Here is a 13,589-nt window from a genome sequence, read left to right as displayed (position 1 = left end):
TGGTGCGTGATTCAGACGATCAGCGATGAGGAGGCGAGGCACTCGTTCACGGTCCGACTCGGGGCCCGGGTTCGTTTCGATGCGGCTTCAAGCGGGCGGCGACGAAGAGGTGAGCCCTTTGTGGAGCTTGGGTCGGCGGGCATGGGGGTTCCTTTGGGCGCGGCCCGGGGCGCCGGTCCAAATGGGTGTCCGGTTTATCTTGCGGGGCAAGGGTTCTCGTGGTTCCGGGCGGCGGAAACGTGAGTGTTTTCCCACCCTAATGGGTGATGACAAAGCATCTGTGACCTGGGATAATAGAGGTATAGCACGAACCGGCGGAAACAGCAGGTTCGTACGAGACCTCAATGACCGAGGGAGGTGTGAGATGGCCAAGGCGAGCATGAAGCCGAGCAGGACCGAGCGGACCGAGCGGGCGGCGGCCATCCACACCGATCTCAATGAGGCCGCTTCCCTGATCAACTCCGTGCACGCCGAGGTCCTGCGCCGGGTGATCGAGGCGAAGACGTGGAACATCCACCGCGACTGCGACGGCTTCTCCGCCCTGCGCGAGTGGCTGGTGTCGACCTTCGACTTCCACCTCCGCACCGCTGCTGATCTGGCCGCGATCGCCCGCACTGCCGGGAAGTTCACCGTCCTGGCCGAGACCGCCACCTCTGCTGCGGCCCGGATCGACCGGGTCGCGGCAGCCGTGCGCCGCCTGGACGCGACCAAGGCTCTGCGGGTGTACGCGCGGACTCCTTACAAGGAACCGGTGCCGTCCCCGTTTGACGCCGAGACGCTGTGTGCGACCCCGGAGCACTTGATCGCGCAGTACTGCGTCCACGCCACCGTCAAGGACGTCCACGCCCAGCTGGATGAGCTCCAGGCCGCGCTCGACTCCGGTGAGGAGCTGTTGGACGGGCTGGGGCAGCAGTCGTTGCAACGCCTGGACTTGGTGGAGACCGAGAACGGCATGTTCATCCTTTCCGGGCTGCTGTCGGCCGATACCGGGAAGCTGTTCGCGAAGCTGTTGACCACCGCCGTCCCGCCGCCGCGTCAGGACGAGGTCGACGCCGACGGGTGCCTGCCGCCGGCGGCGAACCGCCGCGCTGAGGCGTTCCACCAGATGGTCGCGACCCACGGCAGTGACCCGAACGCGGCCAAGCGGCACGGGCACACCGCCATCCTGCACCTGTCGGTCGACATCGACACCCTCGCCGGGGAAGACACCGGACGGGTCCCGACCCTCGAAGGCGACCCCATCTCCCTGGGTAAGGCCCGCCTGCTCGCCTGCGAGGGCCTGGTCATCCCCAACGTGTTCAACTACCGCACCGGCGAAGCGATCGAACTCGGCCGGGCCCTGCGCCTGCCCAACAGCGCCCTGCGGCGGAAGCTGGAGTTGGAGCAGCCGGGCGGGTGCGCCTGGACTGGCTGTCTCGCTCCGGTGCAGTGGACCGAAGCCCACCACATCCGCCACTGGGCGAATGGTGGGCCGACGGTGGCCGAGAACCTGGTCCTGTTGTGCCGGTTCCACCACGGCCGCGTCCACACCCCCGGCTGGACGATTCAGAAGACCGGACCGGGTAAGGCGTTGATCGTGCACCATGAGGGGCACGAGGACACCGACCTCGACCTCAAGTGCGGGTGCTCGGACTGGCGCACCGACACCGACCTGGATCTGGGCTTCGCCGAGGACATCGCGAACGCCTTCCCCACCGGCCTGTATCCCGAAGAATGGTCGGAGACCCTGAAACCCGACCTCGAAGCGGCTGCCGAGCAGGCCGAGACCGAGCAGGTCATGGCCGCCGCGAAAGCCGCCCGCGCGAAACTGCGAGCCCGCTTCACCACACCGACACCCCAACCCGAACCGGCTTCAGCACCGGCACCCGAACCGGAGCAGGGCCAGAGGCGGGAATACGAGACTTCGACCCTGCTGACCGAGGCGAAGCGGATTCGCGAACCGGTCGGGGCCGCACCGGCACCGGACTACGGACCACCGCCGTTCTTACCCTGCCCGCTGCGGGATGCCGTGGCGGGGAAGGCACCTCATAGATCGCCAGCTCGAAACCGACAACGGCTTCGAGGACATCCCCATGCCCACACCCGAACCGGACCACCAGCAACGCGAATACCCACCACCAGGCCAGCCCCAGCCCCACCCGGCACGGCACCACCGACCACCCCCGCGCTGACCAACCAACACCAGCCCACCCGCCACCGCTTTTGTCGCCGCCTCAGCGCAGCCGGGCCAGCCACGACACCGACCCGCCAACGCCCCCGCGGCCATTGCCGGGCCCAGCAGGCCCCGCGCCGGACCACAGCAGCGCCAACTCCAGACACCCGCCCCGACCACTTCACCACCTCACCATCGCTGCCTTGACACAGCGCGACTATCGCTCACGCCCGCTCCCGCCAGCGCACGGGCGGCCATTGCCGGGCTTCCGACGTTGTCCCCACACCGCTCCTCCATCGCTTCATCGGCACCCCGATTGCGACCCGTGCAGCCACAGGGGGACGATGGGGGCATGGACGAGCAGCCGCTGCCGCCCGCACGCCTCCGGGCGCCGATCCTCACTTGGCGGCCGGGCGACGAGGCCGACCGCGCCGTGGGCGAAGCGGTCGTGCTCCATCTGCGCTCCGCCGCCGGCGCGCTCGGTGCCGCCGGTCCCGACCTCGACGAGTACGACTGCCGCGAGCTGCTGATGTGCCTCGACCGCTCCCTCAAAGCAGTCGTCGTCGAGGCGTGCTACGAGCGTTTCCTGCACCTGTTCGGGCACCTCTACGCCCTCCGCGAGAGCCCCGAGCCGCGCCATGCCGAGCGCACGCTGACGGCGCTGGCCGACGCTGTCGAGGTCGGCCTGTGGGAATGGTGAACCACGCCCGGTTCGGCGGCGGCCCGGTTCGACATCATGGCTACTGATCAGTAACATGTATCGTGATCGGCAACACCGCACCGTCGAGAGGTCGCCATGGGAGTCGTCCAAATCGTCACGGCCGTGATCGCGTTCGCCTACACGGCGTTCGCGATCGGGCTGTTCGTCCGCGCCTGCAAGAGCCTGCTCGCCACCGTGCGGCTCGGATCCGCGGACCGCACCAGGTCGGGCCGCCGGGGTGAACGCGTCCGGACCATGCTGCGCGAGACCCTGGGACACACCAGGATGCTCAAGTGGACATGGGTCGGCGCGGCGCACTGGCTGGTGTTCATCGGCTTCTTCTCGCTCTTCCCGGTCCTGGCCACCGCCTACTTGGAGACCCTCAACCCCGAGTGGACACTCCCCTGGGTCGGGCACTGGGGGCCCTGGCTGCTGCTGTCCGAGATCATCGCCGCCGTCACCGGCCTGGGCATCCTGTTCCTCATCGCCGTCCGCCTGGCCCGCCAGCCGAAGGCGCACCCGCTGCCGCCGCAGGGCGAGATCTCCGAGGACGGCCAGCGCCACTCCTCGTCACGGTTCGAGAACTCCCGCCAGTGGCAGGCGTTCTACGTCGAGGGCACCATCCTCGCGATCGTCACCTGCTTCTTCATCATCCGCTCGGCCGAGTTCGCGCTCGGCGGCATCGACGCGACTTGGGCCGGGCCGATCTCCTCGCGGCTGGCGAACCTCTACGGTGCGGCTTCGGAGTCGGCACTGCACACGACGATCACGGTGACCGCCGGGGTGAAGATCGTGGTGTCGTGGACGTTCTTCCTGATGCTGGCCCTGCTGCCGGCGTTCGGCATCGGGTGGCACCGGGTGACGGCGTTCTTCAACATCTACTTCAAGCGCGAGGCCGACGGCGCCCCGGCGCTGGGGCCGGCGAAGCCGATGCTCATCGACGGCGAGCCGGCGGACTTCGAGCAGGCCGACCCGGAGACGCAGCCGTTCGGCGTGGCGACCATCGAGGACTTCAGCTGGAAGGGCCTGCTGGACTTCTCGACATGCACCGAGTGCGGGCGCTGCCAGTCGCAGTGCCCGGCGTGGAACACCGGGAAGCCGCTGTCGCCGAAGAAGTTCGTGACGGACCTGCGCGACCACCTGTACGAGCAGGCGCCGTATTTGAAGGCGGCGGCGATGGCGAAGGCGAACGGCGGCGAGGACCCGCACGAGAAGATCAACATCGTCGGCTCGGTGATTCACCCCGATGTGCTGTGGTCGTGTACAACGTGCGGCGCGTGCGTGGAGCAGTGCCCGGTGGACATCGAGCATGTGGACCACATTCTGGATCTGCGCCGCAACCTGGTGATGATCGAGTCGGACTTCCCGCCCGAGGCGCAGACGATGCTGCGGAACCTGGAGAACAAGGGGAATCCGTGGGGCGAGAATCCGGCGAACCGGCTGAAGTGGGCCGAGCCGCTGGACTTCGAGGTGCCGATCGCCGAGCCGGGCGGGGACTGGGAGTACCTGTACTGGGTGGGTTGCGCGGGCGCGTACGACCCGAAGGCGCAGAAGACGTCGCGTGCGGTGGCGACGCTGCTGCACGACGCGGGCGTGAAGTTCGCGGTGCTCGGGGAGGCGGAGACGTGCACGGGCGATTCGGCGCGGCGCATCGGGCATGAGTTCATGTTCCAGATGTTCGCCGAGCAGAACGTGGAGACGTTGAACGAGGTGGGGGCGGTCAAGATCGTCGCGACGTGCCCGCACTGCCTGAACACCATCGGCAAGGAGTACACCGAGGCCGGCGGGGAGTACGAGGTGGTGCACCACACGGAGCTGCTGGCGGATCTGGTCGAGTCGGGGAAGATCGAGCCGGCCGAGGGGCACGACGGGAAGCTGACGTATCACGACCCGTGCTATCTGGGCCGGCACAACAAGATCTTCACGCCGCCGCGTGAGCTGCTGGGTTCGTTCTCGGAAGTGACGGAGATGCCCCGCAGCGAGGAGCGGTCGTTCTGCTGCGGCGCGGGCGGGGCGCGGATGTGGCTGGAGGAGCCGCTGGGCAAGCGGGTCAACCGGGAGCGGGCCGACGAAGCGGTGGCGACGGGAGCGAAGACCGTGGCCGTGGGCTGCCCGTTCTGTTCGACGATGCTGCGTGACGGCGTCGCCGACGGCGGTCATGAGGATCAGGTAGAGGTCGTCGACATCGCGCAGCTGCTGGAGCGGTCGCGGGCGAAGAAGGCGGCCGCGGCCGAGTAGGCCGGGTTCAGCTTCGGCCGAAGTGTCCGCGCAGCAGTTGCGCGGACGCTTCGGCGAGGACGCCGCCGTAGACGGCGGGGTTGTGGTTGAGGCGCGGGTCGCGCACGACGTCCCACAGGGAGCCGACGGCGCCGGTTTTGGGCTCCCAGGCGCCGAAGACGATTTCGCCGACGCGGGCGAGGACGGCGGCGCCGGCGCACATGGTGCACGGTTCGAGGGTGACGACGAGGGTGCAGTGCTCGAGCCGCCAGCCGTCGCCGTGGACGGCGGCGGCGGCTCGGAGTGCGAGGATCTCGGCGTGGGCGGTGGGGTCGGCGAGGGCTTCGCGCTGGTTGGCGGCGGCGGCGAGCTCGCGGCCCTCGGGGTCGTAGACGACGGCGCCCACCGGGAGGTCGGTGCCGGAGGCGGCCGCGGCCTCGAGGGCGCGGCGCATCCGGTGGTCGTGGACCTCGCGGCGGGTGGGCATCGGTTGGGCGGCCGGGAGGCTCAGGCGCCGGTGGCGGATTCCAGGGCTTCGGCGAAGCCGATGACGCCTGCGACTTCGGAGACGACGTCGGAGGGCATCATGCCTTCCTTGGCGCACAGGGCGAGCAGGGTGGCCCCGCCGACGCCGAGGTCGCCGAGGAGGTCCGCTTCGCCGACGGGCTCGGCGTCGAGCTCGGTGGGGCGCGCGGAGATCGACTCCTCGTCCTCGGTGTCGATCTCGTCGGTGTCCTCGGGTTCGAGGTCGCCGAGCAGTGCCTCGCCCAGGCGCGACTGCGATGCGTACTCGGCGTCGGAGCCGAAGGTGCGCAGGTCGTCGCCGTTGTCGAGGCGCATCACCGTCAGGTATTCGTCGTCGGCGTCGACGAAGAGCAGCGTCAGGTCGGCGTCAGGGTAGGCCTCACGCATGACCTCGGCGGCGTCCTCGATGTCCGTCACGTCGTCGAGTTCGACTTCCGTGGCGTCCCATTCCTCGCCCTCGCGGCCCACGGCCACAGCGAAATACGACACGATCCGTCCCCGTTTTCTGTTCAATGGACCAGCGGCTCAACCGAGCCCGCTGTTCAAATCGACTTACTGAAGGATGTGGCGGCCTGCGTCGATGTAACCACAGGATCCAATTGCCGGTCAGCAAAAGATACAGCTCGACCGAGAGGCCTGTGACCCCAGCGGCCGTCCCTGCGACGGCGGCTACGCCGACCGCGGCACCGCGGTCACCGTAGCGTGCCAGTACTGCTGCCACGACAGTTGCGATCGTACTCGCGGCCAATGTCACCCAGGCGAACCCCGCCCCCGTTCGGGCGAAGGCGAGGAGCCACAGCAGCACCCACAACGCTGTGAGCGCGCTTCCCGCGGCGACGGCTCCTACGCGCACCTGGTGGGGTTCGCGCCAGCGCGGGCGTCCTGAGCGGCCCGGGGGTAGCCCGGGGCCCGGCCAGGACGTGGCGCGGATGGGTCCGTCATGCATAGGTGACAGGGTACGTGGGGCCGGGCGGGGGCTGCATGGCCGGAACGGGCAGCGGCATGACCGGGAGCGCGGGGGCTTCGACGGGCCGGACCTTCCCGTCGGGGAAGGTGACGTGGTAGCGGGTGCCGTCCCAGGTGGCGGGGGGCATGTGGGGGTCGCGGCCGGTGTAGGCGGCTTTGGCGCGGTGCATGTGGTGGAGGCCGTCGCCGATGAGCTGCTGGTCGTAGTGTCCGCCGATGGCGGCGAGGTCGAGTTGTTCGGAGACGTCGGAGGCGGCCCGCTGGAAGTCCTTCATGGCCTTCTCGCCTGCGGGTCCGGCGATGCGGCGGGCCCAGGCTCGGGCGGAGGCGCGGCGGGAGAAGCTGGCGAGGGAGGCGAGTTCGGGCGGGGAGAGCAGGCCGCTCGTGACGTAGGGGGCGAGGGTGGTCTGGGTGCGGCGGGCGTCGGCGGCGCGCAGCCACAGGGCGAGGCCGACCATGGTGAAGAACAGGGGCATGAGGAACGCGGGGTAGAGGGCGAACCAGAGGGCGGGCATGCCGAGTTCGGTGCCGATGACGGAGGAGCCGTTCCAGAGGGCGTGGAGGCCCATGCCGCACAGGAGCATGCCGATGATCCAGGCGGCGGAGACGCCCTTGCGGCCGGGGCGGCGGGCGGCTTTGCCGAGGCCGATGGCGGACAGGCCGGTCATGAGGGGGTGGGCGAACATGGTGGCGAGGCCGCGGACGATGACGAGTTGGGTGACGAGGGCGATGCCGGCGGATTCGTCGAGGATCTGGGCGCCGGAGACGTAGGCGCCCGAGGCGTAGAGGACGTTTTCGGCGACGGCGAAGCCGGCTCCGGCGAGTCCGCAGTAGACGAGGGCGTCGAGGGTGCCGGTGAAGTGGCGGCGGGCGAGCCAGAGCACGAGGAGGGGGCCGGCGAGTTTGGTGATCTCTTCGATGACGGGCGCGGAGATGACGGCGGCGAGGTTCTCGCTGAGGTCGTTTTCGCGCAGGAGGTAGGCGACGCCGGTGTTGACGCCGAGGGAGATCGCGGTGGAGACGCAGGCCCCCCAGCCGAAGCAGAAGGCGAGGACGAGCCAGGGGCGGCGGCGGTAGCGGCCGAGCCACAGGAAGGTGGCGACGAGCAGGGGGGCGGGCAGGAGGGCGGCGACGATGCCGACGCCGGCGGCTTCGGCTCCGGCGCCTTCGACGATGGCCCAGCCGAGGACGGTGAGGCCGGCGGCGAAGATCGCGGCGCAGCCGGCGATGAGCAGGGGCCGGTTGCGGCGGCGGTGGCCGGCGATGGCGAGCACGGTGCCGGCGGCGAGGAGGGCGGCGGCGATGGTGAGGACGATGAGGAGTTCTCGCTGCGGTGCGCTCACTGGGTGTCCTTCGGTCCGGTGTCGGGCGTCGCCTCCGGCCCTGGTGATCCGGGGGCGGGGCCTTCGCGGATGACGAAGTGTTCGCCGATGCCGGAGACGGCCAGGAGCCGTTTGAGGAAGTCGCCGAGGTTGGCGAGGACGAGTACGGCGCGCGAACGGGCCGCGGCGCGGCTGAGGACGACGAGTGTCCCGAGCCCCCGCGAGTCGCAGAAGGTCACGCCTCCCATGTCGAGGACGATGCGCACGGGCTCTTCGGCCAGTGCGGCGTCGAAGGCGCTCGAGAGCCGCGGTGCGGTCTGGAGGTCGATTTCGCCGGTCAACGCCACGATCGTCTCGTTCGATTCGCGGTAAACCGAAATGTCGAGCTTTTGGTGTACCACGTCCCCAACCCTAACCGAAAACTCCTCGATGTCAGGTTCGGCGGGTGGAGAGTTTCGGCGAATCTAGTCGCTGCCGGGTTCGAGCTGCTCGATGATCTTGGCGATCTCGTCGTCGGGTCCGTGGTTCTTCTGCCATTCGGCGAGGTCGCCGTAGGCCTTGCGGAGTCGGCGGATGAGGCCGTCTTCGCGTTCGCGCAGGTCGCGGGTGCGTTCGGAGGTGTGGCGGAGGGCTTGGCCTTGGCTCCACAGGTCGATGAAGACCTTGACTTTGGTGCGGAGCATCCACGGGTCGAACGGTTTGGTGATGTAGTCGACGGCGCCGACGGAGTAGCCGCGCATGGCGAGATGGGAGTCACGGTCGGCGGCGGTGAGGAAGATGATGGGGGTGTGGCGGGTCTTCTCGCGCTGCTTGATGTGGCGTGCGGTCTCGAAGCCGTCCATGCCGGGCATTTGGGCGTCGAGGAGGATCGCGGCGAAGTCGCCGGTGAGCAGGCGTTTGAGGGCCTCTTCTCCGGAGGTGACGGCGATGGTGGCGACGGGCAGGCCCTGCAGGATCGCTTCGAGCGCGAGGAGGTTCTCTGATCTGTCGTCTACGAGCAGGACACGGGCGGTGCTCATGCGGCCTCTCCATCGTTCGGGGCGTCATTCTCTCCTGCGGCGGCCGGGCCGCCCCCCGCGGGGTCGCCGCCCGTCCCCTCCCACTGTGACATGGCGGTGCCGGTGCGGCCGGGCCGCAGGGACATGGTGTCGCCGCTGGGTCCGCTGGGTCCGCCTGGGCCGCTGGGGCGGGGGATCCACTGCGACATGGTGTCGAGGAGCTGGTCCAGGTCGACCGGTTTGGTCAGGTAGGCGCTGGCTCCGGCGGAGACGGACTTCTCGCGCTGTTCGGCGAGGGCCTGGGCGGTGAGGAAGATGATGGGCAGCTCGGCGAACTGGGGCATGCGGCGGATGACGCGGGTCGTCTCGTTGCCGTCCATGCCGGGCATCATCGAGTCCATCAGGACGACGTCGATGTCTGGGTGGTTTTGGAGGGCGTCGATGCCGTCGGCGCCGTTCTCGGCGTAGTGGACCTCGATGCCGTGCAGTTCGAGCGCGGCGGTGAGCGCGAAGACGTTGCGGATGTCGTCGTCGACGATGAGGACGGCGGCGCCGTCGAGGTGCTGGGCGGCCACCGAGGAGGAGGGCGTCTCGGGCGCGCCGGTGAGGATCGAGGGGCCGCGGGAGTCCTCGACGGGCGGCAGCTCGGAGCGGTACGGCTGGAAGTCCTCGTCGGTGTCGATCTCGGCGGGGACGGCGAAGGTGAAGACGCTGCCGTCGGAGCCGGTGCGTTCGATGAACACGTCGCCGCCGAGCATCTGCGACAGGGACTTGGAGATCGACAGGCCCAGGCCGGTGCCGCCGAAGTTGCGGCGGGTGGTGCCGTCGGCCTGCTGGAACGGCTCGAAGATGATCGTCTTCTTGTTCTCGGGGACGCCGATGCCGGTGTCGATGACGGAGAAGGAGACGCGTTCGGCCGCGGAGTTCAGGCGCGGGGCCTCGAAGCGGATGTCGGAGGCGACGCGCCGCACCGCGAGCGTGACCGAGCCGCGGCGGGTGAACTTGACCGCGTTGGACAGCAGGTTCCGCAGCACCTGCTGGAACTTCTGGCCGTCGGTCTGGAGCATCTGCGGGACGCCCGGTCCGACGTCGATGGTGAAGCCGAGCTGCTTGTCCTCGGCTTGGGGCCGGAACGTGGCCTCGATGTCGCCGAGGACCTCGCCGAGGGCGACGGGGTGCACGGACACGTCCATGCGCCCGGCCTCGATCTTGGACAGGTCGAGGATGTCGTCGATGAGGGTGAGCAGGTCGGTGCCGGCGTTGTGGATGGTGCGGGCGAATTCGATCTGCCGCTCGGTGAGGTTGTTGTCGGCGTTCTCCGACAGCAGCCGGGCGAGCAGCAGCAGCGAGTTCAGCGGCGTGCGCAGCTCGTGGGAGACGTTGGCGAGGAACTCGGACTTGTACTTGGAGGCCTGGGCGAGCTGCTCGGCCTTCTCCTCGATGTCCTGGCGGGCGGCCTCGACCTCGGCGTTCTTGACCTCGATGGCCTTGTTCTGGGCCGACAGCAGCGTCGCCTTCTCCTCGAGTTCGACGTTGGTCTCCTTGAGCCGGTCGGACTGGGCGCGCAGCTCCTGGGCCATGCGCTGGGATTCGCGCAGCAAAACCTCGGTGCGGGCGTTGCCCTCGATGGTGGCGAGGGTGACGCCGACGTTCGGGGCGAGGGAGTCGAGGAACTTCTTGTGGAGCCCGGAGTAGGTGTTGAACGAGGCGAACTCGATGACGCCGCGGACCTTGTCGCCGAACTGGACGGGCAGGATGATCAGGTCCGTCGGCGTGGCCTGGCCGAGCCCGGAGGAGATCTCCAGGTAGCCGTCGGGGATGTCGTGGAGGTGGATGGTGCGCTTGGAGGCCGCGGCCTGACCGACCATGCCCTCGTTCTCCTCGATGATGATCTTCTCGCCGGGGCTCGGGTGGCCGTAGACGGCGTTGAGCCGGTAGGTGACGTGGCCCGAGACGTCCTCGTGGCGGACGTAGAACGTGGAGGTCTGGGCGTCGATGAGGCTCGTGACCTCGTCGAGGATCATCCGGGTGACCTCCTCGATGTTCCTGCGGCCCTGCAGGAGCGAGGAGATGCGCGCGAGGTTGGAGTTGAGCCAGTCCGCGTCGGTGTTCTGGCGGGTCTTGTCCCGCAGCGCGGTGATCATCTGGTTGATCGACTCGGTGAGGTCGGCGATCTCGCCGGCGGCCTCGAAGTCGACCGACTGGGTCAGATCGCCGCGGGCGACGGCGTGGGCGACGTTCGCGATCGCGCGCAGCTGGAGCGTCAGCGTCGCGGCGAGCGAGTTCACATTGCGGGTCAGGGCCAGCCAGGTGCCGGCGACGCCGGCGACCTCGGCCTGGCCGCCGAGGTTCCCTTCGACGCCGACCTCGCGGGCGACTCGCGTGACCTCCCCGGCGAAGCTGGAGAGCTGCTCGACCATGGTGTTGACGGTGTTCTTCAGCTCGAGGATCTCGCCTTGGGCGTCGACGGTGATCTGGCGGGTGAGGTCGCCGCGCGCGACCGCGGTGGTGACCTCGGCGATGTTGCGGACCTGCGCGGTCAGGTTCGACGCCATCGAGTTGACGTTGTCGGTCAGGTCCTTCCACGTGCCCGAGACGCCGGGCACGCTCGCCTGACCGCCCAGGCGGCCCTCGGTGCCGACCTCGCGGGCCACGCGCGTGACCTCGTCGGCGAACTGCGACAGCTGCGCCACCATCGAGTTCATCGTGGTCTTGAGTTCGAGCATCTCGCCTTGGGCCTCGACCGTGATCTGGCGGTTGAGATCGCCGCGCGCGACCGCGGTGGCGACCGAGGAGATGTTGCGGACCTGCGCGGTCAGGTTCGACGCCATCGAGTTGACGTTGTCGGTCAGCGCCTCCCAGATCCCGGAGACGCCCTGGACGTTGGCCTGGCCGCCGAGCTTGCCGTCGGTGCCGACCTCGCGGGCGACGCGCGTGACCTCGTCGGCGAACTGCGACAGCTGCGCCACCATCGAGTTCATCGTCGATTTCAGTTCGAGCATCTCGCCGCGCGCGTCCACGGTGATCTGGCGGGACAGGTCGCCGTCGGCGACCGCGGTGGCGACCGAGGAGATGTTGCGGACCTGCGCGGTCAGGTTCGACGCCATGAGGTTGACGTTGTCGGTCAGGTCCTTCCAGATGCCCGAGACGCCCGAGACGTTCGCCTGGCCGCCGAGATTGCCTTCGCTGCCGACCTCCCGGGCGACTCTGGTGACCTCGTCGGCGAAGCTGGAGAGCTGGTCGACCATGGTGTTCACGGTCGTCTTCACGTCGGCGACCTCGCCGGAGGCCTCGACGGTGATCTTCTGGCTCAGGTCGCCGCCGGCGACGGCCGAGGTGACCTTGGCGATGTTGCGGACCTGGTCGGTCAGGTTCGCGGCGAGCTGGTTCACGTTCTGCGTCAGGTCGCGCCAGGTGCCGGAGACCCCGAACACCTGCGCCTGGCCGCCGAGGCGGCCGTCGGTGCCCACCTCGCGGGCCACGCGCGTGACCTCGTCGGCGAAGTTCGACAACTGGTCGACCATCGAGTTGACGGTCGTCTTGAGCTCCAGGATCTCGCCCTGGGCGGGCACCTGGATCTTCTTGGTCAGGTCGCCGCGGGCGACCGCCGTGGTGACCTTCGCGATGTCGCGGACCTGGTCGGTCAGGGACGACGCCATCGAGTTGACGTTGTCGGTCAGGTCCTTCCACGTGCCCGAGACGGCCGGGACGTCCGCCTGGCCGCCCAGGCGGCCCTCGGTGCCGACCTCGCGGGCCACACGGGTGACCTCGGCCGCGAAGATGTGGAGGGTCTCGGTGAGGGAGTTGATGGTCTCGGCGAGCTCGGCGACCTCGCCGGAGGCGTTGACGGTGATGCGCTGGCTCAGATCACCGGCGGCGATGGCCTGCGTCACCGTGGAGATGGAGCGGACCTGGTCGGTCAGGTTCGACGCCATCGTGTTCACCGCGTCGGTCAGCGACCGCCACGTGCCCGAGACGCCCTGGACGTCCGCCTGGCCGCCGAGGCGGCCGTCGGTGCCGACCTCCTTGGCGACGCGCGTGACCTCGCCGGCGAAGGACCGCAGGAGCCCGACCATCTGGTTGACGGTCTCCCCCAGGCGCCGGAACTCGCCCTTGAGCTGCTTGCCCTCGAACTCGAGCGCGGCCTCCTGTGTCAGGTCGCCGGCGGCGACCGCCTCCAGGACGCGGCCGAGCTCGGTGGTGGGCCGCACGAGCTCCTCGACCAGGCGGTTGACGCTCGAGGCGCCGTCCCTCCAGCCGCCGTCGAGGTGCTCGATGTCGAGCCGGTGGTTCCACGAGCCCTCCTGCCCGACCACGCGCGCGATGAGCGCGAGGTCCCTGGACTGGCGGTCGGCGCGTTCGACCACGGCGTTGAACCGGTCGACGACCTCGCCGGCCAGGCCCTCGCCGCGCGGCAGACGCACCGAGAAGTCCCCGCCCTCGACCGCGCCGAGCGCGTCGGCGAGGCTGCGGAGCAGATCGGATTCGTCTGTCGGGTTCGCGGGGGCTGAAGTGGAAGCGGTGTCCGTCATGGCGTCATTCCTCCGCTGCAGGTACAGGCTCGACTAACAGGTTGTCACACGAATACCGCAAACGTGAAGCCAGGTTACGCAGAGCACTATGTGCGATCACCGCAGGTGACGGTGGGGAAACGGTCCGGCGGACGGCTCCGGACACCCCATGAAGATGAAAAGGATCTGCAACCGGTG

9 protein-coding genes are annotated in these 13,589 nt (G+C 69.1%); 3 read left to right on the top strand and 6 right to left on the bottom strand.

Translation table 11 applies throughout. The features are described from left to right. The first annotated feature begins 364 nt into the window (after positions 1 to 364). The 3 genes from ACYVK3_RS06330 to ACYVK3_RS06320 all read left to right on the top strand — a co-directional run bounded on the left by ACYVK3_RS06330 (position 365) and on the right by ACYVK3_RS06320 (position 5,090). Positions 365 to 2,359, top strand: coding sequence for an HNH endonuclease signature motif containing protein (locus ACYVK3_RS06330; RefSeq protein WP_460496435.1), 1,995 nt, complete (start codon positions 365 to 367; stop codon positions 2,357 to 2,359). Positions 2,360 to 2,504: 145 nt separating this feature from the next. Continuing rightward, positions 2,505 to 2,852, top strand: a complete 348-nt coding sequence (locus ACYVK3_RS06325; RefSeq protein WP_460496434.1) for a hypothetical protein — start codon at positions 2,505 to 2,507, stop codon at positions 2,850 to 2,852. 96 nt (positions 2,853 to 2,948) lie between these two features. After that, positions 2,949 to 5,090 (top strand): (Fe-S)-binding protein, encoded by a 2,142-nt coding sequence (locus ACYVK3_RS06320; RefSeq protein WP_460496433.1) that lies wholly within the window; start codon positions 2,949 to 2,951, stop codon positions 5,088 to 5,090. A gap of 7 nt (positions 5,091 to 5,097) precedes the next feature. On the opposite strand, the gene ACYVK3_RS06315 is transcribed toward ACYVK3_RS06320, so the two are convergent. The 6 genes from ACYVK3_RS06315 to ACYVK3_RS06290 form a co-directional block, all read right to left on the bottom strand. After that, a complete protein-coding gene (locus tag ACYVK3_RS06315; RefSeq protein WP_460496969.1) occupies positions 5,098 to 5,523 on the bottom strand; it encodes a nucleoside deaminase in 426 nt (141 codons plus the stop codon). Positions 5,524 to 5,576: 53 nt separating this feature from the next. Continuing rightward, positions 5,577 to 6,083, bottom strand: a complete 507-nt coding sequence (locus tag ACYVK3_RS06310; protein ID WP_460496432.1) for a tRNA adenosine deaminase-associated protein — start codon at positions 6,081 to 6,083, stop codon at positions 5,577 to 5,579. A gap of 449 nt (positions 6,084 to 6,532) precedes the next feature. Continuing rightward, positions 6,533 to 7,903 carry a PrsW family intramembrane metalloprotease gene (locus ACYVK3_RS06305; protein WP_460496431.1) on the bottom strand — a complete coding sequence of 457 codons (1,371 nt, stop codon included), beginning with the start codon at positions 7,901 to 7,903 and terminating at the stop codon, positions 6,533 to 6,535. Beyond that, entirely contained in the window at positions 7,900 to 8,283 is a 384-nt protein-coding gene (locus ACYVK3_RS06300) for an STAS domain-containing protein (RefSeq protein ID WP_460496430.1), read from the bottom strand. The genes ACYVK3_RS06305 and ACYVK3_RS06300 overlap by 4 nt, the downstream gene beginning before the upstream one ends. A 63-nt stretch (positions 8,284 to 8,346) precedes the next feature. Beyond that, complete coding sequence (locus tag ACYVK3_RS06295; protein ID WP_460496429.1) at positions 8,347 to 8,901, bottom strand: response regulator; 555 nt, start codon at positions 8,899 to 8,901, stop codon at positions 8,347 to 8,349. Next, positions 8,898 to 13,412: a HAMP domain-containing protein gene (locus ACYVK3_RS06290; RefSeq protein ID WP_460496428.1), complete on the bottom strand. Its 4,515-nt coding sequence runs from the start codon at positions 13,410 to 13,412 to the stop codon at positions 8,898 to 8,900. Before ACYVK3_RS06290 ends, ACYVK3_RS06295 begins: the two co-directional genes overlap by 4 nt. Positions 13,413 to 13,589 lie beyond the last annotated feature (177 nt).

It is taken from the genome of Glycomyces tarimensis (genome assembly GCF_054776215.1).
Note: the sequence above shows the minus strand (reverse complement) of the source record. Positions and strands in the feature narration are given on the sequence as shown.